Source organism: Rhodospirillaceae bacterium (assembly GCA_016712715.1).
Lineage (GTDB): Bacteria > Pseudomonadota > Alphaproteobacteria > Dongiales > Dongiaceae > Dongia.
Genome location: JADJQM010000002.1, coordinates 1,202,505 through 1,229,244 on the forward strand (window position 1 = coordinate 1,202,505; position 26,740 = coordinate 1,229,244).

Sequence of the window (26,740 nt, forward strand, 5' to 3'; positions counted from 1 at the left end):
CCGCGTGTCACTGAGATCAATGGTTGCCCCTCATCCCCCACAAACCTCCTTCACACACCCCCTCAGCCACCGATGCGCGGGATCCGCATCCAGTCTTGGGTGCCAGAGCAGCGAGATGGTGATCTCCGGCAAGGCGATCGGCAAAGGGAAGCTCACCATCCCGGCGCGCAGATTGCCGGTCTGGCGTTCGGGGACGGTGGCGATGAGGTCGGTGGCGCGCGCCAGCGCCAGGGCTTCGCCGAAATCGCCGACGATGGTGGCGATCTCGCGCGTCAAGCCCAGCGGCGCCAGGGCGGTGTCGACCAGCCCCCGATCGTCGCCGCGCCGTGAGACGAGGATGTGGCGGCCGGCGGCGTAGCGCGCTGGAGTGAGCTTCGCCTTCGCCTTGACGAGCGGGTGGGCCTTGCGCACGACACCGACGAAGCGGTCGCGGAACAGCGCCAGCGTGCGGAGCTCCGGTCCCAGCGTCGCAGCCACGACACCGGTCTCGAGATCGACGCTGCCATCGCGTAAAGGTGTGCTGTCCATGTCCGGCTTCGGCACGAAGCGGAGGCGCACGCCCGGCGCCTCGCGGCCGACGCGGGCGACGAGCCTTGCCCCGAAATTCTCGACGAAGCCATCGCGGTTCCTGAGCGTGAAGCTGCGCTTGAGCTGCGTGAGGTCGAGCATCGCCGCCGGCCGCAATACGGCCACCGTCGCCGCCACCAGCTCGGCGACCTGAGATCGGAGTTCCAGCGCGCGGTGTCGGCACCAGGCCGCGCCCGGCGCGCACCAGGAGCGGATCGCCCATCGTCTCGCGGAGGCGGGCCAATGCCCGGCTCATCGCCGAGGGGCTGAGGCGGAGATGCTTTGCCGCCCGCGCGACGCTGCCCTCGCGCAGCAGCACGTCGAGGGTGATGAGCAAATTAAGATCGGGATGGGCCATGGCGGCAGCCTAGCATGGCAGGCGATTGAGATATAGCGTCAGACGCACGAATAGAGTGCAAATGCTGCGCCTTCCGCCCTGTCTGGCCCGGCGCTAGATTTTCGGAAACCTCACCAGAAGATCGAGCCTATTCAAATGACAAGTCTTGCAGAACAGGATGTGGGCGCCGCCCCGGGTACCGGATTGACCGTCTCGGCGCGGCTGGCGCTGGCCGCCCTCTCACTCTCCATGTTGCTGGCTGCCCTTGGCACCAGCATCGCCAATGTCGGCCTGCCGACCCTGGCTGAGGCCTTCGGCGCCAGCTTCCAGGACGTGCAATGGGTGGTGCTGGCCTATCTCCTTTCCATCACCACCCTCATCGTCAGCGTGGGGCGCCTCGGCGATCTCATCGGCCGCCGGCGCCTGCTGCTGGCCGGCATCAGCCTCTTCACGCTGGCGTCGGTTTTGTCGGGCCTCGCCCCCAGCCTCGGCCTCCTCATCGCGGCCCGCGCAATGCAGGGGCTGGGTGCCGCCATCATGATGGCGCTCACCATGGCCATGGTCGGCGAGACGGTGCCGAAGGCCAAGACCGGCAGCGCCATGGGGCTGCTCGGCACCATGTCGGCGATCGGCACGGCGCTGGGGCCGACACTGGGCGGTGCGCTCATCACCGGCTTCGGCTGGCAGGCCTTGTTCCTCATCAACCTGCCGCTGGGCCTCGCCGCCCTCGCGCTGGCTTGGCGTTATCTGCCCATCGATCGCGCCGCCGCGAACGCCCCCGGCGCCAACGCAGCCCGCGCGCGCTTCGATTATGCCGGCACGCTGATCCTCGCCTTGACGCTCACCGCCTATGCCCTGGCCATGACCTTGGGCCGCGGCAGTTTCGGCCCGCTCAACCTCGCTTTGCTGGCGGCTTCCCTGACCTGTGGCGGGCTCTTCGTGCTGGTCCAGGCGAAGGTCGCATCGCCCCTCATCCGCCTTAGCGCCTTCCGCGACCGGGCCTTGAGCGCCAGCCTGGTCATGAACGCGCTGGTCGCCACGGTGATGATGGCAACCCTCGTGGTCGGCCCCTTTATCTCGCCCGCTCGCTGGGGCTGGCTGCAGCGATGGTGGGGCTCGTCATGTCGATCGGCCCGATCATCTCGGCGCTCTCCGGAATTGTCGCCGGCCGCCTGGTCGACCGCTTCGGCGCGTCCTTCATGGTCATCGCCGGCCTGGTCGCCATGGTGGCGGGCGCCATGGGCCTTGCTTCCCTGCCGGGGATGTTCGGCCTTGCCGGCTATATCGCCGCCATCGCGCTGCTCACCCCCGGCTACCAGCTGTTCCAGGCCGCCAACAACACGGCCGTGATGATGGAGGTGCGGGCAGAGCAACGCGGCGTCATCTCCGGCCTTCTCAACCTCTCGCGCAATCTCGGCCTCGTCAGCGGCGCGTCGCTCATGGGGGCGGTGTTCGCGATTGCCTCCGGTGCCAGCGATATCGCCATCGCGGATCCGCTCACCGTGGCCACCGGCATGGCGATGACCTTCTTGGTCGCGGGGTTCATGATCCTGGCGGCGCTTGGCCTGGCACTCGCCGCCCGCCAGCGCGCGGCGTGAGATAAGAAAGCCGGGCACTGAGCCCGGCTTCTTGATCCCTCATTTCCACTTGTTCGTGCCTTCTCCCTTGCGCGCCGCCAATCCGGGTGCTACATACTGAACCAGATGGTTCAGTATGTAGCACCTCGTCTCGATGCCTCGTTCGCCGCGCTCTCGGACGCCACAAGGCGTGGCGTTCTGAAGCAGCTTGCGCGAGCAGACGCCACGATCACGGAGCTCGCCGAGAAGTTCCACATGACCCTCACGGGCATGAAGAAGCATGTCGGCGTCCTGGAGGCTGCCGGGTTCGTCACCACGGAGAAGGTCGGGCGCGTGCGAACCTGCCGGCTCGGCCAGTCCCGGCTGGCGGAAGAGGCGGCCTGGATCGAGAGCTACCGTCAGCTCTGGGATGCCCGCTTCGATGGGTTGGACAGGGTGATCGAGGACATGAAACGGAAGGAGAAGGGCGATGGGCGCAGGAAGAGATCGTGAACCCACCTCCGGCAACCGCGCGACGGTCGAGCGGACATCCGACCGGGATCTCGTCATCACGCGAACCTTCGATGCGCCGGCGCGCCTGGTGTACGAGGCGTGGACCAGGCCGGAACTGTTCATACAGTGGTGGGCGCCGAAATCGGCCGGTGTCCCGTTGTTCTCCTGCGAGATGGATGTGCGCGTGGGTGGCCGTTACCGTGTCGCCTTCGGCCATGATGCCGCCAGTGCCATGGCCTTCGTCGGCAAGTATCTCGACGTGATCCCGAATGCGCGCCTCGCCTGGACGAATGAGGAAAGTGCTGACGGCGCCGTGACCACGGTGACCTTCAAGGAAGTTGGCGGCAAGACGCTGCTGACCTTGCACGAGCTTTATCCCTCGAAGGAAGCGCTTGACGAGGCCCTCTCCGGGATGGAGGAGGGGATGCCGGAGCAGTTCGCGCAACTGGACGAGCTCCTCGCCGCCCACCAGCGCGGGGCGTAGCACAAAAAAGCCGGGCGATGAGCCCGGCTTTTTGATCCCTCACTCCCATTCGATCGTTCCGGGCGGCTTCGACGTGTAGTCATAGACCACACGGTTGATGCCCTTCACTTCGTTGACGATGCGCGTCGCCACACGTCCCAGGAACGCCGGTTCGAACGGGTAGAAATCGGCCGTCATGCCGTCGGTGGACGTCACCGCACGCAGCGCGCAGACGAAATCATAGGTCCGCCCGTCACCCATGACACCGACCGTGCGCACGGGGAGGAGGACCGCGAAGGCCTGCCAGATCTTCTCGTAGAGCCCAGCCTTGTCGATTTCCTCGAGATAGATCGTGTCGGCCTTGCGGAGGATGTCGCATTTCTCCTTCGAGACGGCGCCCGGAATGCGGATGGCAAGGCCGGGGCCGGGGAAGGGATGGCGGCGGATCATCTTCTCCGGCAGGCCCAACTCGCGGCCGAGCAGCCGCACCTCGTCCTTGAACAATTCGCGCAAGGGCTCGACCAGCTTCATGCGCATGCGTTCCGGCAGGCCGCCGACATTGTGATGGCTCTTGATGGTGACCGAGGGGCCGCCGGTGAAGGAGACACTTTCGATGACGTCGGGATAGAGCGTCCCCTGCGCCAGGAAATCGGCGCCGCCGATTTTCTTCGCTTCCTCCTCGAACACCTCGATGAACAAACGCCCGATGGTCTTGCGCTTGGTCTCGGGGTCCGAGACGCCATCAAGCTGGCCCAGGAACATGTCGGAGGCATCACGGTGGACGAGTGGAATGTTGTAGCTGTCGCGGAAGAGCGCCACCACCTGGTCCGCCTCGCCCGCGCGTAAGAGTCCGTGATCGACGAAGATGCAGGTGAGCTGATCGCCGATCGCCTGATGAATGAGCACGGCCGCGACCGCTGAATCGACACCGCCCGAGAGGCCGCAGATTACCTTGCCCTTGCCGACCTGGGCGCGGATCTTGGCGATCTCCTGGTCGCGGAAGGCCGCCATGGTCCAGTCGCTCTTGCAGCCGCAGATCTTGTGGACGAAGTTGGACAGCAGCTTCGCCCCATCGGGTGTGTGCGCCACTTCCGGGTGGAACTGCACCGCGTAGCGCTTGTCCTTCACATTGGCGATGGCGGCATAGGGTGCGCCTGATGATACCGCGATGACTTCAAAGCCCGGCGGGATGGAGGCGACGCGGTCGCCATGGCTCATCCACACCTGGTAGGAGCCGCCCTTGACCCAGACACCTTCGAACAGCGGCACTTCCTTCTGCACCCGCAATTCGGCGCGGCCGAATTCGCGGTGATCCGATCCCTCGACATGCCCGCCCAACTGCGCGCACATCGTCTGCTCGCCATAGCAGATACCAAGAACCGGCAGCTTCGACTCCCACACATATTCCGGCGCCCGCGGCCCATCATCGGTCGTCACCGAATGCGGCGAGCCGGAGAGGATGATGCCCTTGGGATCAAACGCCTTGATGCGGGCTGCATCCGCGCTGAACGGGAAGATCTCGCAATAAACCCCGGCCTCGCGCAGGCGCCGCGCAATCAACTGCGTCACTTGCGAGCCGAAATCGAGAATAAGAATGCGGTCGGTCATTCGGTCTCCTTGACTTTAAGTAGCAAGAGCGAGGGTAACCCCCTCACCCCGACCCTCTCCCCCTTGCAGGGGCGAGGGAGTGTTCATCAATTCTCCACGCCAACAACTCCCTCGCCCCGCTTGCGGGGAGAGGGCGGGGTGAGGGGTGTTTCGATCAGTTCCGATAGTGCCGTCAAATCCCGCCAGCCATAGGCGATGTCGGGGATGCCGTCATCGATGCCCTGGGCGATCAGTTCGCCACCGATGCGTTCGTAGAATTTCCGGTAGGCATTGTCGGCATAGGCCCAGAGCATCAGTGCCTGGCGGCCTTCAGCAGCCCACTCCGCGGCAGCGGCACTGATGAGCGCGCGGCCCAGACCTTTCCCTTGCGTCTCGGCGCGGCAGTGGAGCGAATAGATCTCGCAATCGAAGCCGCCGAGATTGCCTTCGGTGATCTCGTGATCCTTGACCGGTCCGCCCAGCACGAAGCCGTCGATGCCGCTGCTGATACTGCCCACCAGAATGAGTTTCTTGGGATCAGCAAGCCAGCCCTGCCACAGCGGCAGGCGGCGTTCGGGCTGCATGGCGGCCAACTGGTCTGCCGGCATGAAGGCGCCGTAGGCAAGCTCCCAGCCCTTGAGGTGGATCTCGGCGATCTCGGGAAGGTCGGCGGGCAAAGCGGAGCGAATCTTCATGAGGGCTTGCGCCCCCAGAGCGCCACCAATCGATGCGGCACCGGCACGAGATCGCCGGGAAACTTCGCTGCCAGCATAGCCGCCAGTTCAGCGTCGAATTTTTCGACCTCAGCAGCCCCAAGGCTAGCCGCTATTCCAGCCGAGCCGCGAATGCGCCCGCGCCAGGCCTCGGGACTGTAGGGAATGTCGTAATCGACCGAAGCGGATTCGCGTGCCGTGAAACCGCCGTCGATGAGATCGCGCTGCTGGTCGGCATAGTGTCCTTCCCAGCCGCCGAGATGCCAGGCTGGATTATGCCCTTTGATCAGCGCCTCGGTCTCGGCAGCGACATTGTCCGGCAGTGGCAGCCAGACGAGATTGGCAATGAGGAGATGGCCGCCGGGTTTGAGGAGCCGCATCGCTTCCCTGGCGGCCCTGGGTGCATCGAACCAATGCCAGCAGGTCCCGGCACTCACCAGATCGAAGCTGGCATCGGGCAATCCCGTCGCTTCTGCCGGCGCTTCTAGGTAGCGAATCGAAACCCCAGCCGCGGCGTCCTCGGCACTGGCTGCCGCCATCATGCCGGCGGCAAGGTCGAGCCCGGTGACCGAGCAGCCGCACAAGGCGAAGCCGCGCGCGAGGTGGCCGGTGCCGGTGCCGATATCGAGGATTTGCGCGCCGGGGCGCAACAGGCCGCGTTCGGCCATCCGCTCAAAGAACCAGTCCGGGAAGCCGGCCCTGTGGCGGGCGTAATCCTGGGCGGTCCTGTTCCAATCGGGGGCCGGTTTCATGCGGCCTTATAGCCGCTGGACAGCGCGCCCGTAAACCGGGATTGTGCGGCCTATGAGCGCTTCATCTTTAACCCAGAATTCTCAATCAGATACCTTGGCACATATGCTCGAAACCGAGGTGCTGATCGTCGGTGGCGGCATGGTCGGCATGGCCATGGCGGCGGCTTTGGGCGGCGCTGGGGTGCCTACCCTGCTGGTCGAGGCGGAAAAGCTGCCCGACATGGCCGATCCCATGTTCGATGGCCGTTCCTCGGCCATCGCCTATGGTTCGCAGCAGGTGCTCGCCGGCATCGGCGCCTGGGACTATCTCGCCCCCTTTGCCGAACCCATCCGCGACATCCGCGTGTCCGACGGCGGCTGGCAGTTCAGGGAAGCAAGCCCCTTCTTCGTCCATTATCATTTCGCCGATCTGCAGCCGGATTCCATTCCGGGCGCCGAGGGCACTCAGCCGCCCTTCGGCTGGATCATCGAGAACCGCGCCGTGCGCCAGGTCCTCATCCGCCGCCTCCAGGAACTGCCCAGTGTCACCCACATTCCGGCCATGACCGTGACCGCGATCGATTTCCAGGGGCAAGCAACCTTGCTACCTTGAGCGACGGGCGGCAGGTGCAAGCGCGCCTGGTCATCGGCGCCGACGGGCGGCAATCGGCCGTGCGCCGCATGGCCGGCATCGGCGCCCGTGAGCTTGGCTACAAGCACAGCGCCATCGTCTGCACCGTCACTCATGAACTGCCCCACGACGGGGTAGCCCATGAGCATTTCCTGCCCATCGGTCCCTTCGCCATGCTGCCGATGAAGGATGATGTCGACGCGGCCGGCAACATCCGCCACCGCTCCTCGATCGTCTGGACCGAGGATCAGCGCATCATCCCGATGCTGCTCGGTCTCACCGACGCGGATCTCGGCCGGGAGATCGAGCGGCGCTTCGGCCACACCCTCGGCCGCATTCTGCCCATCGGCCCGCGCTTCAACTATCCGCTCAAGATGGTGCTGGCCGACACCTATATCAAAGAAGGCCTGGCACTCACCGGCGACGCCGCCCATGGCATGCATCCCATCGCGGGGCAGGGCTTCAACATGGGTGTCCGCGATGTGGCGGCACTTGCTGAAAAGCTGGTCGATGCGCACAGGCTCGGCCTCGATATCGGCAGCCTGGCCGTGCTCGAAGGCTATGCGCGCTGGCGCCGCTTCGACAATCTGATGATGGTGCTGGTGACCGACGGCTTGACGCGCCTCTTCTCCAACGACCTGCCGCCGGTGCGGCTGCTGCGCGATATCGGCTTCTTCCTGTTCAACAAGGCCAAGCCGCTGAAGCGCGTCGCCATGCGCCATGCCATGGGCATCGTCGGCGACCTGCCACGGCTCGTGCGCGGCCAGCGCCTCTGACCGGAGAAACAATGTTCGCGCCGTCCCTGGTCATCTTCGATTGCGACGGTGTCCTCATCGACAGCGAGCATCTGGCCAGCATCGCCGAGACGCGCGTGTTCCGCCGCTACGGTCTCGACATGGCGGATGATTTCATCGTCAATCATTGCGTCGGCTTGAATTGGGCGAGCGGTCTGGCCGTCGTGGAGAAGCACTTCCAATGGACCGCGCCGCCGGAGTTCGTCGCGATGGCGGAAGAGGAGACGCACCGTGTCTTCGAAACCGAGCTCAAGGCCATCACCGGCATCGCTGAACTCCTCGATTGCCTGCCCATGCCCCGCTGCGTCGCCTCGTCGAGCGCGCCGGATCGGCTGCGCCGGACTTTGAGCCTCGTGGGACTTCATGATCGCCTGGCGCCGCATATTTTCAGCGCCACGATGGTTGCGAACGGCAAGCCGGCGCCGGATCTGTTCCTGTATGCCGCGCACGAGATGGGCTACGAACCGGGATCGAGTCTGGTGATCGAGGACAGTGTTGCGGGCGTTACCGCAGCGAAGGCTGCCGGCATGCAGGTCATCGGTTTCACCGGCGGCAGTCATGCCAAGCCGGATCTTGGGCCAAGGCTCACCGCGCTCGGCGCCGACGCCATCGCTGCCGACATGCAAAAAGTCGCAATTATTTTAGGGGTTTAGGGTCTACGAGCCGCGCCTGCCGCCTTGGCAGCGCCGGAGTCGCTCACTTATGGTCGCAGGAGCCCGCCCATCGGCGGTGGCCAGATTGCGGACCGCTTGTGGCCGCATCGAAAAGGAGAACCCACAATGGCTCTTCGCGATTCGCTCAATTCATGGTCGCCCAGGATTCGCAGCGTGCTGCGCATCATGTCCGGCCTGCTTTTCATGGCCCACGGAATCCAGAAACATCTTGGTTTCCCGCCCGCCGACTGGACACCGGAACCGTTCTCGGCCCCCTGGTTCGCCGGTTGGATCGAACTCATTACCGGCGGCCTGATCGTGCTCGGCCTGTTGACGCGTCCTGCCGCCTTTCTTGCTTCCGGCGCCATGGCGGCGGCGTATTTTGTCGGCCATGCGTCGCTTGAAGGCAGCGGATTCTTCCCGATCGTGAACCAGGGTGAACTGGCCATCCTCTATTGCTTCATCTTCTTCTATTTTGTCTTCGCAGGCCCAGGTCCCTGGAGCCTTGACGCGAAGCTCGGCAAGGATCGCTGAGCGACACAGGCGATTTGATCCCTCCCCTGACAGGGGAGGGGTTTCTCTTCAAACCATCTGGAACTGGCCCGTCTTGCGGTAGCGCAGATAGGCGGCGATGCTGACCGGCGTCGAGGGCATGATCTCGCGCGGCAGATCATCCGGCGCGAACCAGCCGAACTCGAAGGATTCCGCCGACGTCACCGGCACAGCGCCCGCTGGCCATTCGGCATAGAACATCAGGGCGAAGAACTGGCACTGGTGTCGGTTGGGAAAGGTGATGCGCTTGGTCGCGGGATCCGAGCCGAAGCCATAGGGAATGACATGCTCGATGGCCAGGCCGGTCTCTTCCAGCATCTCGCGACGGATCGCCGTGACGATGTCCTCGCCCGGCTCGGGGCTGCCGGCGGGAATGCCCCAGATGCCGAAATCGCTGCGCCGCTCCAGTAGGACGCGCCCATCCCCCTGCACAAACAGGCATGACGCCCCGGGCAGCAGCAGCAGATCGTTGCCGACCTTCTCGCGCAGCCTGGCGACATAGCTGTCGGCGAAGCTCATCGCGGCGCGCTCACGCCCTGGGCGCGTATTTGGCGAGGATCCGCTGCAATGTCCGCCGATGCATGCGCAGGCGGCGCGCGGTTTCCGAGACGTTGCGGTCGCATTGTTCATAGACCCGCTGGATATGTTCCCAGCGCACCCGGTCGGCGGTCATCGGCTGCTCGGGCGGCGGCGGCAGCGCATCGCGATGCTCAAGGAGCGCTGCTTCCACCTGGTCGGCATCGGCGGGCTTGGGCAGGTAATCGATGGCGCCCGATTTGATGGCGGCGACGGCGGTCGCGATATTGCCGTAGCCGGTCAGGATGACGACGCGGCAATCCGGGCGGCTCTTCTTGATCTCCGGCACGACGTCGAGGCCACTGCCGTCGGCCAGACGCAGATCGACCACGGCATAACGCGGCGGATGTGCCTTGGCACTGGCGATGCCGGCTTCGACGCTTTCGGCCTGGGCCACCTGGAAGCCGCGCTTCTCCAGCGCCAGCGCCAGGCGCTGGCGATAGGGCGCATCGTCGTCGATGATCAGCAGCGACTTCTCGGCCAGCTGGGCTTTATCCGGCATATCGTTCATTGGCTCTCGACCCTCATTCCTCATGCCGCGTCGCCGGTGAGGGGCGCTGCGCGGCCAAATGACTTTGACTTCGGCACCGCGGAAATCGTTATTGCTGAACTGGACAATCCCGCCCGACCGTTCCAGCAGGTTCTGGGCGATGAAAATGCCCAGTCCCATGTGATCCCCTTCGCGCCGCTTGGTGGCCCGGCGCGCATTCTGGCGGCCGCTGGAGGAAACACCGCCACGACCCACCAGTTTGCCACCATAGCGCCCCAGGGCGGCGGAGATATAGGGGTCCCCCAGCCGATCGAGCAAATCCGGCGGAAAACCGACCCCGTCATCGGTAATCGTGACGCTGAGCTCCTGCCGGGTCCAGGCGATGGCGACGCGCACCTCTTCCTTGGCGAACTCGATGGCATTTTGCAGCAGATTGCCCAATCCATGCATGATTTCAGGGCGCCGGGGCATCACCGGCGGGTCCTGCTCGCCTTCCCCGGGATGGGCCTCGATGCGCAGTGCGACCGATGGGCGCAGGAAGGGTTCCGCCGCCACCTCGACCAACAGGGGGGCGGGGAGGACATGAAAATGGTCCTTCGATGATTGTTCCGGCCTTGCCGCGATCTCGGCCAGGATCTGGCGGCAGCGGTCGGCCTGGCTCAGCAGCAGCTCGGCATCCGGCCGGTAGGGTGAATCGGCCGGCAAATCCCGGGTCAGCTCCTTGGCGATGAGCGAGATGGTGCCCAAGGGCGAGCCCAGCTCATGGGCGGCGGCGGCGGCCAGCGCCCCCACCGAGGAGATGCGCTGTTCGCGATCAAGGGCCGATTGCACCGCCATCAGCGCATCGGCCACCCGGCGCGATTCCTCGGCCACCTTGAACACGTAGACGGATATGAACACTGCTGCCAGGCCCAGGGCGATGGCGAGGCCGAACACGAAGACCGGCGGCAGGTCGAACTGCGCCATCGGCCAGGGCAGCGGCAGATGGAAGAAAGCCAGGATGTTGATGCAGGTGATGGCCAGTGCCGTCAGGCCCAGCGTGCTGCGATAGCTGAGCGCCGCGGCCGAGACCGTGACCGGCGCCAGCAGCAGCAACGAGAACGGATTGTGGAGCCCGCCGGTCAATCCCAGCAGCACGGTGAGCTGCACCATGTCGAAGGCGAAATAGAGCGCCGATTCCCGGTCGGTGAGGCGGGCATTCGATTTCTGCCGCAGATGCGGCACCAATGTCGCCACGGCCAGCGCCGCCACCACCAGGATCGCAGGCCCGAGCGGAATCGGATAGCCCAGCACCAGATCCACGAACAGCAGGGAGGCGGCCTGGCCCACCACCGCCACCCAGCGGATGGCCAGCAGGGTGCGCAGGCGCACACGACCGCGTTGCGGCCGGCGCCGGTGGTCAAAACGCCCCCCATCCGGGGGGGTGGGCAGCGATGGGGCAATAACCTCACTCATGGCGGGGCATAAAGGGCATTTCCGGGCCAATTTGCAACCGGTCTATTTTACACAAGGCCGGTGAATCGGCTATCAAGGGCTGCGCCGCACCCCATCCACCGCCACCAGCCCACCGCCCGCTACCCACCGAGCAAACACCCCGCATGCATGCCGCCCCGACCATTGTCCGCGTCGCACAGCTGGAAAAGCATTTCGGCACGGTGAAGGCCGTCGACGGGGTGAGCTTCACGGTCGAAGCCGGCCGCACGGTGGCCTTGCTGGGCGGCAACGGCGCCGGCAAGACCACCACCATCTCGATGCTGCTAGGATTGCTGGTGCCCAGCGCCGGCCGCATTTCGCTGTTCGATCACGACATCGCCCGGCAGCGCCACAAGGTGCTGGGGCGGATGAATTTCTCCTCGCCCTATGTCGATTTGCCGCACCGCCTGTCGGCGCGCGAAAACCTCATCATCTTTGCCAAGCTCTACGGCATCAAGGACGTGGCGGGCCGTATCAAGGAGATGGCGAAGGCGCTCGATCTCGACGGTCTCCTCGACCGGCGCACCGGCTCCCTCTCCGCTGGTCAGAAGACGCGCGTCGCCTTGGCGAAGGCGCTGCTCAACCGGCCGGAACTATTGCTCCTCGACGAACCCACCGCCTCGCTCGATCCGGACACGGCCGATTGGGTGCGCCGCTATCTCGAAAACTATCAGCGCGACCAGGGGGCGGCGATCCTCTTGGCCTCCCACAACATGGGCGAGGTCGAGCGCTTGGCCGACGAAGTGCTGATCCTGCGCAAAGGCCGAATCGTCGACAAGGGCACGCCGGACGATCTCATCCATCGTTTCGGCCGCCAGACTCTCGAAGAGGTATTCCTCGACATCGCGCGTGATCGCCGGGTGGGTGATGCGGCGGAGGCGGTATCGTGATGCCAACAAGACCCCTCACCCCAACCCTCTCCCCGCTATCGCGGGGCGAGGGGGTTCCGACCGAGCATGGCCCAGAGCCCCTCGCCCCGCTTGCGGGGAGAGGGGTTGGGGTGAGGGGCATCTCACCATGACCACCTTCTCCTTCACCCGTGTCGGCGCCATGTGCCAGCGGCACTTTTATGTGCTGCGCCGCTCCTGGCCGCGCCTCGTGGAGATGGCCTATTGGCCGACCATGCAGATGGTGATCTGGGGGTTTCTCTCGCAATTCCTTGCCACCAACAGCTCCTACATCGCGGGTGCGTTCGGCGTGCTCATCTCAGGCGTCATGCTGTGGGACGTGCTGTTCCGCGGCCAGCTCGGCTTCTCGATTTCCTTCCTCGAGGAACTCTGGTCGCGCAATCTTGCCAATCTCTATTGCTCGCCACTGACGCCGCTCGAACATATCGTGGCGCTGGTCGCCATGTCCTTCGTGCGCGCCGTGATCGGCGTCGTGCCGGCGATGCTGCTCGCCATCCCGTTCTACGATTTCTCGATCTTCACGCTGGGCGTGCCCTTGCTCGCCTTCTTCTTCAACCTGCTGTTCATGGGCTGTGCGCTGGGCCTCATGGTCACGGCCATGATCCTGCGCTACGGCCTTGCCGCCGAGAACATGGCCTGGTTCCTGGTCTTCTTCCTCGCGCCCTTCTCCTGCGCCTATTATCCGGTGACCGCGCTACCCGGCTGGGCGCAGATCTTCGCCCAGATACTGCCCTCGACCCATGTTTTCGAAGGCATGCGCGCCGTGCTCTTTCACGGCACCTTCCTTTGGGGTCACTTCTTTCTGGCGACGGGGCTCAACGCGGTGCTCTGCCTCATCGGCATCGCGGCCTATCTCGCGAGCTTCACGCGGGCGCGCAGGATGGGCCTGCTGCTGCAGGTTGGGGAATAGCATCCGCCATCATCGATTGCGGCGGCAGGGTCATGATCGCGATGGTGCCCTGGCCCGGCCGCGAGATCAGGCGCAACTCGCCGCCATGCAATGCCATGATCTGGCGTGAGAGAGGCAGCCCCAGCCCGGTCCCGTCATTCTTGCGGTTGAGATGGTTCTCGACCTGCACGAAGGGTTCGAACACACGCTCGATATCCTCCGCCTTGATCCCGATGCCGCGATCCTCGATCTCGATGACCGGCGAGCCGGCGAGATCGCGCTGCGCGCGCAGGGTCACCACGGCGTCACTGGGCGAAAACTTGATCGCGTTGGAAAGCAGGTTGATCACCACCTGACGCAGGCGCCGTTCATCAGCCAGCACCGGAATGGGGCCCGTGGAGACCAATTCCAGATGCACCTGTCGGGCGGCCGCCTGGCCGCGCGTCACACCCAGGGCCGATTGCAGCATCTCGTCCAGCTGGAACGTGCCCTCGTTCAGCGTCAGCGCGCCGGCTTCCAGTTTCGAATAATCGAGAATGTCGTTGATGAGGCCGAGGAGATGCTGCCCGCTCTGGCGGATATCGCCGATATAGTCGGGCAGTTGCGGCGCATCGCGCCCGGCCCCCGGCAGACCCAGCAGCAACTCGGAAAAGCCGATGATGGCGTTCAAGGGCGTGCGCAGCTCATGGCTCATGGTGGCGAGGAATTTCGCGCGCGAGCTTGCCGCGAACTCGGCCGCATGGCGCGCCTCGTCCAATTGCTGCAGGCGGCGCTGCGCCTGTTCGACGGTCAGCTCCAGCAGCTTCGCCATGGTGCCGATGCCGCTGAAGCGCCCGCCGCGCGTCACCAGGAAGCCCGATTGAATGGCCTCGGGGTGGCTGGCCGTGATGAGCCGCTTGATCTCGTCCAAGGGCGTCTCTTCATCCACCACCAGCGGCTGCCGGTTCATCAGCGCCTGGATCGAGCGTTTGAAATAGACATCGAACCACAAGGGCTGCGCAAAGACCGACAGCAGCCGGTCACGCTCGACTGCGCCATAGACGATACCCTCGGCATCGGTGACAGCCAGGAGCGGCAAGGCGGTGTTGCTGCGGAACAGTTCCAGCACCTTGGCGCCGGTCGTCTCCGGTCCGATCGTCACGGCGTCTGATGCCAATTGCCGCGCCGTCAGCGTGAAGGCCTGTACCTTCAAGGGCTGTTCCGCGGCCGCGATCTCCGCCGGGCGCAGCTCAGCTTCGCTCCGTTCCTGCGGCTCCGGCTTCATATCCACCTTCGTCTGCAACATAGGGTGTTATGTGCCACGCCATGTGTGACAGTGGGATGACAGGCTGGGGATAGAATCACATCGGGGAGTGTGCTCGGCGGGATTCCGTCAATCGCAACAGGCGTTTTTGGCGGCCGGATCGCCGAGCGCCGCCGTGACCGAGGCGCGCTGCTGGGGTTCCGTCACCGCCGGAATCGGCATCAGATCGAGCGGCCCGGCGCTGCCGGCGCCCTCATATTGCCCATCGCGGCGCCAATGGCAGGGACCGACCATCGGCACGATGCCACTGATGCGCCCGGTTTCTGCGTCGACCGAGGTCACGGTCACATCCCGCCGGTCGCGCGTGCGAAGGCTCACGCCAGCCTGGGCCAATGCCGCGATGTCGCGGGGGTCATCCATCGATCTTGCCGACCAGCCCGGCCCGCAGCGCCTTGGGAATGCCGCGATTGCCGGTGACCTTGCTGCACCCCGCGATGCGCGCGAAACGATGCACCGCCGCGCGCAGGGCTTCCACCGGCACCGGGGCATGTAGATCGAGCCCGGTGATGCGCCACTCTTCGCCTTCGCGTTTGCCGTCGATGAGCCCCACCGCTTTGTCGCGGTAGAGGAGGGGCATGGCGAAATAGAAGCGGCGTTGTGCCTCCGGCGTATAGGCTTCGAACTTGTAGGTGAAGCCGAACAGTTCCGTGAAGCGCCGCCGGCTGAACATGAGGTTGTCGAGCGGCGGCACCAGGCGCACGGTCTCATCCTGCGGCTGGAAGCTGGTCCTGAAGTGATCGAGATCGGATTTCAAAGCCAGATAGCGATGATGCGTGTCGCCTTCCAGCGCCTCGATCCAGTCGATGAGCTGATGATCGAGCGCCTCCTCGATCAACTTGCGTGCGACCGGCAATCCGCCGCCGCGCCATGTACCCATATGATGCGAGACGCGCTCGGCCAATTGCTGCGGTGTCGCGAGCTTGAGGACCGAGAGCGCCGAATGCACGAAGAACTCCTTGTGCCGCGCGCGGTAGTCGGGCATCGGGGTCAGGAGTTCCGGTGCCACGCGTTCGGTGAGGTCGAACAGGCGGTGGAAGTTCTTCGATCGCCCGCTGATCTGCACCTGTCCCGTATGATAGAGATATTCCAGCGCCCTTGTCGTCGCCTTGATGGTGTTGAAGCCGCCAATGACGCGCTCGGAGTCGAGATCGGCCGGCGAGATCGGGCCATTCTCGGCGATATGCTGCTTCACCTTGCGCATCATCGGGCGCATTTCCCGGAGGCGATCCTGGTTGACCGCCTTGCCGAAATCCTTCAGGAAAAACGGCACCCAATCGCGCCTCGTTGCAAACAGCGGGTAATGCGTCTCCAGCATCAACCGGTCGCGGTAATAGACGTCGTAAAGCTCAGCGATAGGCGCATCGGTGCGCGCCACCCAGGCGATCTCGTGATTGCGCAGGCCCGTCGAGCGGATGCTGTCGATCTGCATCATGCCGAGGCCCACAGCGCGGGCCGAGGCCTCTTTGGCCGGCCAGAAGGCTCCGCGCAGACCCAGACGATCGAGCAGAAACGCGCGGGCGAGATCTTGACTCATGAGATGCGCGCTTCCTGCTCTGGCGAATTACCCCTTATCGCTCACCCCGGCTTCGGCAAAGGTCGCCATGCCGCTGTGGCAGAGGGCCGCCGCGCGCAGAATCGGGATGCACAAGGCAGCGCCGGAACCCTCGCCCAGTCGCATGCCGAAATCAAGCAGCGGCTTTTTGGCAATTTTCTCCAACAATTTCCGGTGCCCGGGTTCCGCCGAGCAATGCGACACCACGCAATGATCAAGCGCCTGTGGGTCGAGCTTCAACAGCACGGCCGCAGCAACCGTGCTGGCAAATCCATCGAGCAGTACCGGCACGCGCGCCATGCGCGCCGCAATCACGGCACCCGTGATGGCCGCCAGCTCATGACCGCCGAGGGCAGCCAGGATCGCGAGCGGGTCGTCGAAGCTCGCGCGGTGCTTGGCGAGGCCCAGATCGATCACCTCGGCCTTGCGGCTGAGCTGCGCGCCCTGGACGCCGGTGCCGGGACCCGCCCAATCCGTGCCCGTCCCACCGAAGAGCGCTGCCGCCATGGCGGAGGCCGAGGTGGTGTTGGCAATGCCCATCTCGCCCACGCAGAGGAGATCAACACCGGGCTCCACCGCCATCATGCCATAGGCCATGGCACGTGCGGCATCGACCTCGCCCAGGGCCGGCTCTTGCGTGAAATCCCGGGTCGGCTGGTCCAATGACATTTCATAGACGCGGAGATCGGCATCGGCGTTCTTGCACAGCTGGTTCACCGCGGCGCCGCCATGAGTGAAGTTCAAGACCATCTGCCGCGTCACCTCCGCCGGGAAGGCCGAAACGCCCAGCGCCGCCACGCCATGATTGCCGGCAAAGACCGCGACGCGCGGATGGTTGATCGCAGGCGGCGCCTTGCCCTGCCAGCTCGCAAGCCACAGCGCCAGTTCCTCGAGACGCCCCAGGGCGCCGGCGGGCTTGGTCAATTGCCCCTCGCGCGCGGTGGTGGTGCCGGCTGCGTCATGATCCGGTCCCGGAAATTCCGCTACAATGCGCCGCATCTCGGCAAAACTGGCAATCGACTTGTTGTCCAACATCAGGCGTTACTCCAAAATCGGCGCCGTTCCGGGCCGATGCATGATCAAATTCAGCCCGTCCTATACCCCGGGCGCGGCACTTGTTACAACGTCACCCAGCCCCCCTAGTGGAACCGAGCCAGCCATGAGCGACGCCAACCAGTCACCGCCCCCGGACGAACCGGCCGCCCCTGAGTCCGAGGCGCCCAGCCAGGCAATGCCCAAATCCCTCCCCTGGCTCGGCTGGCTGCGCGATTTCTGGCTGGTGCTGGGCTTCTTCACGCGACTGCCGGTGGTCTCGGTGACCGGGCATCTCGGCGAAGCTGCTAGGGCCTTTCCGCTCGCCGGGCTGGTGGTGGGGCTGATCGGTGCCTTCGTCTATTTTGTGGCCATGGAGATCGGCCTCTCTGGCCTGCTCGCGGCATTGCTTGCCGTGGCCGCGACCGGGATCGTGACCGGCGCCCTCCACGAGGATGGCTGGGCCGATGTCTGCGATGCGCTGGGCGCCCGCGGCGGGGTGGAAAAGCGCCTCGAAATCCTGCGCGACAGCCGCCTTGGCTCCTTTGGTGGCCTCGCCCTCATCTTTGCGACCTCGATCAAGGTCGCGGCCATCGCCAATCTCGGCGCCCCGGAACTGGTGGCGGGCGCCCTGGTGGCCGCTCACACGCTGGCACGCGGTGTCCTGCCCCTGGTGATGGCGCGCATGACTCTCGCGCGCAGCAATGGCCTTGCCGCCGATGCCGGCCGCTCGACCCAATCCGCCGCCAACTGGTCGCTCATCATCGCCCTCCTCATCGCCGTGCTGGTGGTGGCGCCGATCGCGGCATTGGTGGCGCTGCTGGCGGCCCTTGCCGCCACCTGGGCCGTCGCCAAGCTCGCGCAGAAGAAATTCGGCGGCTATACCGGCGATGTCCTGGGCGCCGTCGAGCAGGTCGCGGAAATGGCGATCCTCATCAACCTCGTGACGCTGACGTGAAGTAGCTGTCGATGGATCACACGGAAACCAGCCATACCGAAACCAGGCTGTGGCTGGTGCGCCACGCACCGGTCATCGGCTCCCTCGGCCGCATCTACGGCCAGGACGATCTCGAAGCCGATTGCACCGACGCGCCCGCCTTCCAGGCGCTGGCGGGCTTCCTGCCGGTGGCCCCCATCTGGGTCGCCACCCAATTGAAGCGCACGCACCAGACGCTCGCCGCCGTCCATCGCGGCCGCGGGCTTGATCCCATCCAGCCGCAGATCGAGCATGACCTTGTGGAGCAGCATTTCGGTGATTGGCAGGGCCTCACCTATGCCGAGCTCGACGCCAGCCGCGACGGCGCCTATCACCGCTTCTGGCACGCGCCCGCGACCGAGCGCCCGCCGAACGGCGAAAGCTTCGCCGACGTGGTCGAGCGTGTGGAAAAGGCGCTCTTGCGATTGACCCTCGCACATGCGGGGCAGGACATCGTGGTCGTGGCCCATGGCGGCTCGATCCGCGCTGCCTTGGCGGCCGCCCTCAACATCGAACCGGAACGGGCACTGGGTTTCTCAGTCGACAATCTCTCGGTCACGCGCCTCGATCACATCGAAGGCAAAAGCTTCGGCGCCGCCTGGCGCGTGGCGTTTGTGAATAGACGGTTGTAGGCCTGATAACTAGGCGCGTCATGGCCGGGCTTGGCCCGGCCATCCACGATTTTCATTTCGCGCATACGAACTCGTGGATGCCCGCACCAAGTGCGGGCATGACGGCGTAATATGGAACGCCGTCTCACGCCACCGCGAAAACCTGTGCGGGGTCTTCGAAGGATTTGAACTCCAGCGCGTTGCCGCTGGGGTCGAGGAAGAACATGGTGGCCTGCTCGCCCACTTCGCCCTTGAAGCGGACATGGGGCTCGATGATGAACTTCACCTTGGCCGCCTGCAGCTTCTCGGCCAAGCGATGCCAATCGCCCCAGGGCAGGATGGCGCCGAAATGGCGGACCGGCACATTGTCGCCGTCGACCTGGTTGGTGCTGGCGACCCGCGTCTCCTCGGGCTTCAGATGCGCCGAGATCTGGTGGCCGAAGAAATCGAAATCGATCCATTTGACGTCGCGCCGGCCGATCCGGCAGCCGAGCAGCCCGGCATAGAAGGCCTCGGTCGCGGGAATGTCATGGACCGGGAAGGCCAGGTGGAACGGCGGGATCGACATGGACGGGAGTCTCCGTGGGGCGCTGAAATGGGCCTGAGCTTAGCGCGCCCGATCGCGCGCGGCGAGAGGGCGCTTTAGAGCAGCGCCAAGGTGGCCGGGCCTGAAAAGGATCGCCGAGCCATGGTTCAGGCTTTCGCCATCTAACCGCTGCCGGCACCCCCACCGCAAGGGCCGGATAGCGGGGGTGGGCCGAGAAGCTTATCCCTTTCCCATATGACCCGCTAGAATGGGACCCAAACAGATGATGCCGAACGTAACCATGCCCGATCGGAAACCCGCCAAGAGCCCGGCTGCCAAGGTGCCAGCCAACGTCACGGCCGCCGTGCGCCGTGCGGCCGCCTATATCGATGCGCGCCAGCAGGACGAGGCCGACGGGCCGATCACGCTGGAGGAGTTGGGGCGCCATTGCGGCCTCTCGCCCTGGCACCTGCAGCGCCAGTTCAAGCGCGTCATGGGCGTCACCCCGCGCGATTACGAGGAAAGCCTGCGTCTTGCGCGTTTCAAGAAGGGCCTGCGCACCGGCGCCGGTGTGGCGGCCGCGACCTTCGATGCGGGCTTCGGGTCATCCAGCCGGGTCTATGAGCGCGCCGGCGCGGCGCTGGGCATGACGCCGGCCAGCTATGCCAGCGGCGGCAAGGGGGCCGCCATCCGCTATGCGCTCGCCCCCTCAACCCTCGGCCAGGTGCTGGTGGCAGCGACGGGGAAGGGCCTCTGCCGGGTCGAGATGGGCGCGGATGCGGACACCCTCATCGAGGATCTCACCGCCGAATTCCCGGAAGCCGATTCCATCGACCGCGACGACCGGGCGCTGGGGCCGTACCTCGCCGAAATCCTCCGCCGCATCGCCGGCAAGGCGCCGCTGGCCGAACTCCCCCTCGACATCCGCATGACCGCCTTCCAGCGCCAGGTCTGGCAGGCCTTGGCCCAGATCCCGACCGGCGAAACGCGCAGCTATGGCGAGGTGGCGGCATCGATCGGTCACCCCAAGGCGGCGCGGGCGGTGGGCAATACCTGCGGCGCCAACCCGGTGGCGGTCGCCATCCCCTGTCACCGCGTGCTGCGTAACGATGGGGCAATTGGCGGTTACGCCTGGGGATCTGAGCGAAAACAGGCTCTTATCGCGGCAGAATCCACTTCGTTAACGACGCATAGCCGCCCTGCTGGCAAAAAAAGAGTAACCGGTTGAAAGCGACGCATACGGGGCCGTAAAGTGGTCGCCAGGGGAATTTGGGTAACCCTGGGGATATGTGGATTGTTTTTGACCACCATGCGGAAAGTAGCGAAAAATCTGGCTAAGTCGTTAACCGGCGCGAGCTCGGCAGCGGTTGATAAGGCGCGTGTAAAGCGCAAGCGCATGGCTGAGGCGAGCGACATTCACATGCTCTCTTTTGCCACCCGCAAGGTGCCGCTGGTGTTCAAGCCGAACAAGCGCGCACAGCGCATCATCCTGCGGCTCGATCACGGCAATTCCTCCATCATCGTGGTGCTGCCGAAACGCACTTCGCGCGATGAAGGCAAGCGATTTGCGTTAAGCAACAAGGATTGGATCGAGCAGCGCCTCGACCAGTTGCACGAGCCCGTGCCCTTCCTCCACAACGCCGTCATTCCTATTCTCGGCACGCCGCATCGCATCCGCCACAAGCCCAATGCACGTGGTGTCGTCTGGTGCGAATCCGAAGAGATCAACGTCGCGGGCCATGAGGAGCATGTGCCGCGCCGGGTCCAGGACTGGCTGAAGATCGAGGCCAAGCGCGAGATCGAACTGCGCGCCCATCAGAAAGCCGAGGCGATCGGCCGGAAGATCAAGAAGATCACCATCCGCGACACCAAGAGCCGCTGGGGCTCCTGCACCAGCGAAGGCGAGCTCGCCTTCTCCTGGCGCCTGATCTTCGCCCCCCGCCACGTCATGGATTATGTCATCGCCCATGAGGTGGCCCATCTCCGCGAGATGAACCACGGGCCCAAGTTCTGGAAACTCTGCGGCGAGATCTGCCGCCAGGTGGAACCAGCCAGACTCTGGCTTGAGAACCATGGGACGGATCTCTATCGCTACGGAAGGTTTTAGGGCAATCCTTCGGCCCCCTCACCCCAACCCCTCTCCCGCGAGGGGAGAGGGGCTAGTGCCACGCTCTCTCACTCCGATCTCACTGCTAGTTTGAGTATTGCCGGCAGATCTCATTCCCTCTCCCTTCGCGGGAGAGGGTCAGGGTGAAGGGGGTCTTCGAGGTCCTATCTCGGTGCCGCCGCGCGGTTCAGCCGGTCGTTGATCGCGATCCCCAATCCCGTCATCGGCACCGGCATCACGGCGATGCCGACGACATCCGACCGGTCCAATTCCCGCAGCATGGCAAATAGATTGGCGGCGGCCTCGTTGAGGTCGCCCGTGGTGCTGAGGTTGCGCATCACCTTGGCCGGCGGCACTTCGGGTCCGAAGGCCAGCAAGGCCTCGCCGGGTGCGGCCGAAACGGCATTCAACCGCACAGGCCGCTCCGGCGCATAATGGCTGAGGAGCCGCCCCGGCCCCTGCAGCCCCGCCTCGATATCGCCCACCGCCGGTGCGAACTCGACGCGGCACCCCAGCAGGCCCGCGATCTCTTCCGCGCTGACGCCGCCTGGGCGCAGCAGCGTCGGCGTGGCGTCAAGCAGGCTGATGACCGTGGATTCGACACCGATCCGGCACGGCCCGCCATCGAGGATCATGGCGACCTTGTCACCCAGCCCCTCTTCGACATGTTGCGCCGTGGTGGGACTGATGCGGCCGGACGGATTGGCGCTGGGTCCCGCCAGCGGCCGCTCGGCGAGCATGAGCAGCGCCTGCGCCGTCGGGTGCGCCGGCACGCGGAGGGCGACGCTGTCCATCCCCGCACTCACCAGCAGCGACAGGCGGCAATCCCGCCGTCGCGGCACCACCAGGGTCAAAGGTCCCGGCCAGAATTTCCGCGCCAGCGTGACCGCCGCGGGTGAGAGGTCGGCCAGGGCCGCCGCCGCCGACAGGCTGCCCACATGGACGATGAGCGGATTGAAGCTCGGCCGTCCCTTGGCTTCATAGATCGCGGCCACGGCGCGGTCGTTGGTCGCATCTCCCCCTAAGCCATAGACCGTCTCGGTCGGAAAGCTCACCAGCAATCCCTGCTGCAGCGCCTTGGCCGCTGCCGTGATGTGCTGAAGGTCAGCCGGGAAAATCCTGGAGGGCACGATCTTCGACATCGCTATCGAATTCCACGCGCAATAAAATGCGGGTTGCGGAAACCGGGCTTGCCATAGCTGAGCGCGGCGCCGTCCAGCGTGGTGACCGTGCCGCCTGCCGCCAGCAGCACGCCATGGCCGGCCGCCGTGTCCCATTCCATGGTCGGCCCGAAGCGCGGATAGAGATCGGCCGACCCTTCAGCGATGCGGCAGAATTTGAGCGACGAGCCGGCGACCACGGTGCCAGCCACATGCTCGCCCAGCATCTCGGCCTTCACCAGCTCGCGCGCCGCGTGCGACCGGCTGATGGTCATGGTGGCACCTTCCGGCGGCAGTTCCCGCGCGCTGATCCGTTCCTCGGCCCGGCCGCGGCGCCTGATCGCGACATCACCCGACCCGGCATACATCTCATCCAGCACCGGCAGATAGACCACCCCCAGGACGGGCACACCATCCTCGATCAGGGCGATGTTCACCGTGAATTCGCCGTTGCGGTTGATGAATTCCTTGGTCCCGTCCAGCGGGTCGACCAGCCAGAAGCGTCGCCCGATCGAGGCCGGCAGGCCATCGACTGCTGCCTGTTCCTCGGCGATCACGGGAATGTCGGGTGCATGGGCCTTGAGCGCCGCCAGGATCAGCTTCTCGGCGGCGACATCGGCCGCGGTGACCGGCGAGCGGTCGGCCTTGTGGGTGCTCGCAAAATCGCTGGCATAGACCGCCATGATGGCGGCCCCCGCCTCATAGGCGGCAAGGATCAGCGCATCGCGCAGCGGCAGATAGGGGGTGGCGGGTTGGGCAATGGGCATGGTCCGGGTGGCTTTCGGCAGCGGGCGAGTTCGCCGCTTTCCTAGCCTGTTTGCCGGGAAAGCGCCACTCGGGCCCATGACTCACCGGACCGACTTGCCAGGCCGCCTTGCCAGACCGCCTTGCCAGGCCACCCTTCCAGGCCGCGCGACTATCTCGTCGTAGTCGAGCGCTGCTGGCCGCCGGTGGACGCACCGGGCGCCGGGGGCGTGGGATCGTCGGCGGTGGCCGATTCGAGCGAGGAGAGGAGGCTGGCGAGCGCATCCTGCTGTTCCATCGACAACGGCGTGATGGCCGGTGCCGCCTCATGCTCGGCGGCGGTGGCGCGCGCCTCCTCCTCGATGAGCCTCACCCTGGCGTGAAGGGCGATCTTCTGGATGAGGTCGTTGGCATCAATGGGCTTGGCCATGAAATCGTTCATGCCGGCCTCGAGGCATTGCCGCCGGTCTTCCTGCGTGGCGTTGGCGGTCAGCGCGATGATCGGCACGCGCGACGGTGCCCCGCCCAGCTCACGGATGCGCCTGGTGGCTTCCAATCCATCCAGTTCCGGCATGCGCATGTCCATGAGGACGATGTCATAGGCGCGGCTGCGCATCGCCTCGATCGCTTCCAGCCCGTTGCCGGCGATATCGGCCCTTGCGCCGGCGCGCGCCAGGATGGCGGTCACCAGCATCTGATTCACCTGATTGTCCTCGGCCAACAGGATGCGCAGCGCCGCCCCGTCGGCGAAGACCGCGAGCTCGGCACCGGCATGGCCGCGCCGCATCAACGCATGGGGCGATCCTTCCACCAGCCGCATCATGCAGGCAAGGAAGCTCGAGCGCCGCACGGGCTTGGGCAGTTGCGCATCGATCCCCTCATGCACCTCATGCTGGTCGATGAACAGGGCTGAGGAGGAAAGTACGATATTCTCGACGATGATGCCGGGCAGGGGGCGCAGGCGTCGCGCAAAATCGACGCCCGACATGTTCGGCATCACCTGGTCGACGATGGCCAGTGCAATGGGTTGGCGCGGTGGGCGGTCGCGCAGTTCGTCGAGGATGATCTCCGGCTCGCTCGCCGAAATCGCGATGGCGCCGATGCTGGCCACATAGCGTTCGAAGATCTCGCGGTTGATCTGGTTGTCATCGACGATCAGCACCTGGCGGCCGCCGAAGGCCGCGGCGATCGCGTTCTGGTCGGGCGGGGCGGCGGCGCTGGCCTCGCCCCGCGTCGGACCGAACCAGGCGGTGAACCAGAAGGTCGATCCGCTGCGCGCACCGGTATGGGAATCGACCCCGATCGCGCCATGCATCAGGTCGACCAGCTGCTTGCAGATGGCGAGACCCAGGCCCGTCCCGCCGAAGCGGCGCGTGGTCGAGGCGTCGACCTGGCTGAAATGATGGAACAGGCGGTTCTGCGCCTCCGCCGGAATGCCGATGCCGGTATCGCGGACGGCAAAGCGCAGCTTGGCGCCATCGGTCGTGCTGTCCGACAGTTCCACGGTCAGGCTGACGCCGCCGCTCTCGGTGAACTTCACGGCATTGCTGAGGAGGTTGAGGAGAATCTGCCGCAACCGGCCCGGATCGCCGTTGAGCCTCGTCGGCACATCGGGTGCCACGAAGCAGGCAAGCTCGATGCCCTTGGCGTGCGCCCGGCTCACCACCAGTTCCAGCACCGATTCGATTTCTGGCACGATGTCGAAATCGATCTGCTCCATCTCCAGCTTGCCGGTCTCGGCCTTGGCGAAATCGAGGATGTCGTTGATGATGGCAAGGAGTGCCTCGCCCGATTGATGCAGCACGTCGACATAATGCTGCTGGCGCTGGTCGAGCGCGGTGTCGGCGAGCAGGCCCGCCATGCCCAGCACGCCGTTCATCGGCGTGCGGATCTCGTGGCTCATCATCGCCAGGAACTGGGTCTTGGCGATCGAGGCCTGCTCGGCCACTTCCTTGGCCGCGCGCAGATCGCTGGTCATCGAGCGCGCGAGGCCTTCGGCCCGGTAACGCGCCGCCACCATGAACCACAACAGCACGCCGGCAAGGATCGAGATGACCGATCCGCCCAGCATCACCAGGAGCGGCACCATCGCGGCACCCGGTGGCTGCAGCGAGGAATGCGATCGGTATTCCAGGCTGAAACTCTGCCCGGCGATGATCATGGTATGGGCGCGCCGGTAAAGGCTGCCGTCGCGCTGGCCGCGCGGTGTCGACATCTCGACATTGCCGAGATCGCGGCGGCGGCTGTCGAACACCAGGCGCTTGGAATCGGTATCGGCGCCCGTATAGAGGATGACGTCGAGCTCGTTGCCGATATCGAGGAGCGCGCCTTCGATGGCCGTGCCGATGACGATCGGCATCGCCACCCAGCCTTTCAGGAACTGGCGCCGCTCATCGTAGGAGAAGGGCGCCGAATCGCGCTCATAGACCGGCGCCACCAGCAGCAGGCCCGGCCGGCTCTGCTTGTTGAAGATGAGCGGGATGATGCCGCTCATGGTGACTTCGCCGCTCAGCATCGACCAGTCGAGCACGCGGCGCCGATTGACCTCGCTGGCGAGATCCAGGCCGATGCTGGCCGTCGTGTTCGACATCGGCTCGGAAAGGCGCAGCACATAAAGCTCGTCTGTGACGTTGGACGTGATCTGGCGGATGTTGATCGCCTCGCCGTTGAGGGCGGCGGCCCGGACGCGATAGCGGTTGAGATCGACGCGCTTCACCCGCTCGATATAGCCAAGGCCCATGCCGCCCGTCATGTCGCGCCAGTTGAGGCCGGAGACGAAACGCTGCCAGTCGCGCCGCGTGATGTAGTCGCTGAGCGTCGCCATGCCCATGCCCATATTGACCACCAGGTCGTAGGCATTGAAGCGGTCGCTCAGGCGCTTCTCGAACCGCTCGATGAGATAGTTGAAGCGCTGCAGCGCAGCCTCTTCGGATTGATTGTGGAGCAGGACCGCCACATAGACGCAGAACACGATGCCGATCAGGCTGACCATGGCGCCCCACGCCCAGGCGAGGCCACGGCCGCGCGCCCGGGCAAAGCCCGGCACGGTCGATCGCCTTCTCCATCCTGTGCGGTTGCGCGTCAATCGACCCTCTGTTACCTGGCGACCCCGGATCCCTCGCCCAATCCGGGCCGACTGGGTCGTCGCGTGATCGGCCGCGCCATCGCGACGCCGCCCGGCCGGGATGGCCGTCTTGCGGATATAGGGCGCATTGTCGGCAAAGATGGTGAAACAATGGTTAAGTCACGCCCGAACGCGCTGGGGTAACGCCCTGGCATCACGGCGCTATTGTCAT

Annotated in this window: 23 protein-coding genes and 4 pseudogenes; 12 read left to right on the forward strand and 15 right to left on the reverse strand. The window is 65.3% G+C overall.

Annotated elements, in window-relative coordinates:
* Positions 1–30: 30 nt before the first annotated feature.
* A pseudogene (locus tag IPK59_16685) lies at positions 31–925 on the reverse strand (LysR family transcriptional regulator).
* A gap of 135 nt (positions 926–1,060) precedes the next feature.
* On the opposite strand from IPK59_16685, the pseudogene IPK59_16690 reads away from it, so the two are divergent.
* From IPK59_16690 to IPK59_16700, 3 genes and pseudogenes are all read left to right on the forward strand, one after another.
* Positions 1,061–2,502, forward strand: a pseudogene (locus IPK59_16690) (MFS transporter).
* A 105-nt stretch (positions 2,503–2,607) separates the two neighbouring features.
* On the forward strand, positions 2,608–2,973 hold the full coding sequence (locus IPK59_16695; protein ID MBK8160331.1) for a helix-turn-helix transcriptional regulator: 366 nt from the start codon (positions 2,608–2,610) through the stop codon (positions 2,971–2,973).
* Entirely contained in the window at positions 2,951–3,457 is a 507-nt protein-coding gene (locus IPK59_16700; protein ID MBK8160332.1) for an SRPBCC family protein, read from the forward strand. Before IPK59_16695 ends, IPK59_16700 begins: the two co-directional genes overlap by 23 nt.
* Before the next feature lie 39 nt (positions 3,458–3,496).
* On the opposite strand, the gene guaA is transcribed toward IPK59_16700, so the two are convergent.
* The 3 genes from guaA to IPK59_16715 form a co-directional block, all read right to left on the reverse strand.
* Positions 3,497–5,044, reverse strand: a complete 1,548-nt coding sequence (gene guaA / locus IPK59_16705; protein ID MBK8160333.1) for a glutamine-hydrolyzing GMP synthase — start codon at positions 5,042–5,044, stop codon at positions 3,497–3,499.
* 86 nt (positions 5,045–5,130) lie between these two features.
* Entirely contained in the window at positions 5,131–5,718 is a 588-nt protein-coding gene (locus IPK59_16710) for a GNAT family N-acetyltransferase (protein MBK8160334.1), read from the reverse strand.
* Positions 5,715–6,488 carry a class I SAM-dependent methyltransferase gene (locus tag IPK59_16715; GenBank protein ID MBK8160335.1) on the reverse strand — a complete coding sequence of 258 codons (774 nt, stop codon included), beginning with the start codon at positions 6,486–6,488 and terminating at the stop codon, positions 5,715–5,717. Before IPK59_16715 ends, IPK59_16710 begins: the two co-directional genes overlap by 4 nt.
* A 103-nt stretch (positions 6,489–6,591) precedes the next feature.
* Here IPK59_16715 and IPK59_16720 point away from each other — a divergent pair.
* From IPK59_16720 to IPK59_16730, 3 genes and pseudogenes are all read left to right on the forward strand, one after another.
* Positions 6,592–7,874 (forward strand): annotated as a pseudogene (locus tag IPK59_16720) (UbiH/UbiF/VisC/COQ6 family ubiquinone biosynthesis hydroxylase).
* Between the two features lie 11 nt (positions 7,875–7,885).
* Positions 7,886–8,545: an HAD family hydrolase gene (locus tag IPK59_16725; protein MBK8160336.1), complete on the forward strand. Its 660-nt coding sequence runs from the start codon at positions 7,886–7,888 to the stop codon at positions 8,543–8,545.
* A 126-nt stretch (positions 8,546–8,671) separates the two neighbouring features.
* Entirely contained in the window at positions 8,672–9,079 is a 408-nt protein-coding gene (locus tag IPK59_16730; protein MBK8160337.1) for a DoxX family protein, read from the forward strand.
* 48 nt (positions 9,080–9,127) lie between these two features.
* Here the strand turns inward: IPK59_16730 and IPK59_16735 are convergent, their stop codons facing one another.
* The 3 genes and pseudogenes from IPK59_16735 to IPK59_16745 all read right to left on the reverse strand — a co-directional run bounded on the left by IPK59_16735 (position 9,128) and on the right by IPK59_16745 (position 11,618).
* Positions 9,128–9,616 (reverse strand): NUDIX domain-containing protein, encoded by a 489-nt coding sequence (locus IPK59_16735; GenBank protein MBK8160338.1) that lies wholly within the window; start codon positions 9,614–9,616, stop codon positions 9,128–9,130.
* Positions 9,617–9,626: 10 nt separating this feature from the next.
* Positions 9,627–10,184, reverse strand: coding sequence for an ActR/PrrA/RegA family redox response regulator transcription factor (locus IPK59_16740; protein ID MBK8160339.1), 558 nt, complete (start codon positions 10,182–10,184; stop codon positions 9,627–9,629).
* A 66-nt stretch (positions 10,185–10,250) separates the two neighbouring features.
* Positions 10,251–11,618 (reverse strand): annotated as a pseudogene (locus IPK59_16745) (ActS/PrrB/RegB family redox-sensitive histidine kinase).
* Positions 11,619–11,761: 143 nt separating this feature from the next.
* Here IPK59_16745 and IPK59_16750 point away from each other — a divergent pair.
* Positions 11,762–12,526 (forward strand): ABC transporter ATP-binding protein, encoded by a 765-nt coding sequence (locus IPK59_16750; GenBank protein ID MBK8160340.1) that lies wholly within the window; start codon positions 11,762–11,764, stop codon positions 12,524–12,526.
* Between the two features lie 127 nt (positions 12,527–12,653).
* Positions 12,654–13,454 (forward strand): ABC transporter permease, encoded by an 801-nt coding sequence (locus IPK59_16755; GenBank protein MBK8160341.1) that lies wholly within the window; start codon positions 12,654–12,656, stop codon positions 13,452–13,454.
* Here IPK59_16755 and IPK59_16760 read toward each other — a convergent pair.
* The 4 genes from IPK59_16760 to cobT all read right to left on the reverse strand — a co-directional run bounded on the left by IPK59_16760 (position 13,408) and on the right by cobT (position 17,323).
* A complete protein-coding gene (locus IPK59_16760) occupies positions 13,408–14,697 on the reverse strand; it encodes a CBS domain-containing protein (protein ID MBK8160342.1) in 1,290 nt (429 codons plus the stop codon). The genes IPK59_16755 and IPK59_16760 overlap by 47 nt on opposite strands.
* A 108-nt stretch (positions 14,698–14,805) precedes the next feature.
* Entirely contained in the window at positions 14,806–15,096 is a 291-nt protein-coding gene (locus IPK59_16765) for a hypothetical protein (protein MBK8160343.1), read from the reverse strand.
* Complete coding sequence (locus tag IPK59_16770) at positions 15,089–16,270, reverse strand: winged helix DNA-binding domain-containing protein (protein MBK8160344.1); 1,182 nt, start codon at positions 16,268–16,270, stop codon at positions 15,089–15,091. Before IPK59_16770 ends, IPK59_16765 begins: the two co-directional genes overlap by 8 nt.
* A gap of 27 nt (positions 16,271–16,297) precedes the next feature.
* Positions 16,298–17,323, reverse strand: a complete 1,026-nt coding sequence (gene cobT, locus IPK59_16775; protein MBK8160345.1) for a nicotinate-nucleotide--dimethylbenzimidazole phosphoribosyltransferase — start codon at positions 17,321–17,323, stop codon at positions 16,298–16,300.
* Positions 17,324–17,447: 124 nt separating this feature from the next.
* Here cobT and cobS point away from each other — a divergent pair, with 124 nt between their 5' ends.
* Positions 17,448–18,278 (forward strand): adenosylcobinamide-GDP ribazoletransferase, encoded by an 831-nt coding sequence (cobS, locus tag IPK59_16780; protein MBK8160346.1) that lies wholly within the window; start codon positions 17,448–17,450, stop codon positions 18,276–18,278.
* Positions 18,279–18,289: 11 nt separating this feature from the next.
* Positions 18,290–18,928, forward strand: coding sequence for a histidine phosphatase family protein (locus IPK59_16785; GenBank protein MBK8160347.1), 639 nt, complete (start codon positions 18,290–18,292; stop codon positions 18,926–18,928).
* A 124-nt stretch (positions 18,929–19,052) separates the two neighbouring features.
* Here IPK59_16785 and IPK59_16790 read toward each other — a convergent pair whose 3' ends face one another.
* The gene (locus tag IPK59_16790; GenBank protein ID MBK8160348.1) at positions 19,053–19,475 is read right to left on the reverse strand and encodes a VOC family protein; all 423 of its coding nucleotides are present in this window, start codon (positions 19,473–19,475) and stop codon (positions 19,053–19,055) included.
* 241 nt (positions 19,476–19,716) lie between these two features.
* Here IPK59_16790 and IPK59_16795 point away from each other — a divergent pair, with 241 nt between their 5' ends.
* Entirely contained in the window at positions 19,717–20,661 is a 945-nt protein-coding gene (locus IPK59_16795; protein MBK8160349.1) for a methylated-DNA--[protein]-cysteine S-methyltransferase, read from the forward strand.
* Between the two features lie 168 nt (positions 20,662–20,829).
* Entirely contained in the window at positions 20,830–21,540 is a 711-nt protein-coding gene (locus IPK59_16800; GenBank protein ID MBK8160350.1) for a M48 family metallopeptidase, read from the forward strand.
* A gap of 164 nt (positions 21,541–21,704) precedes the next feature.
* Here the strand turns inward: IPK59_16800 and IPK59_16805 are convergent, their stop codons facing one another.
* From IPK59_16805 to IPK59_16815, 3 genes are all read right to left on the reverse strand, one after another.
* Complete coding sequence (locus tag IPK59_16805; protein MBK8160351.1) at positions 21,705–22,682, reverse strand: threonylcarbamoyl-AMP synthase; 978 nt, start codon at positions 22,680–22,682, stop codon at positions 21,705–21,707.
* Between the two features lie 2 nt (positions 22,683–22,684).
* A complete protein-coding gene (gene cysQ, locus IPK59_16810; GenBank protein MBK8160352.1) occupies positions 22,685–23,467 on the reverse strand; it encodes a 3'(2'),5'-bisphosphate nucleotidase CysQ in 783 nt (260 codons plus the stop codon).
* Between the two features lie 149 nt (positions 23,468–23,616).
* Positions 23,617–26,490, reverse strand: coding sequence for a response regulator (locus IPK59_16815; GenBank protein MBK8160353.1), 2,874 nt, complete (start codon positions 26,488–26,490; stop codon positions 23,617–23,619).
* Positions 26,491–26,740: the final 250 nt, after the last annotated feature.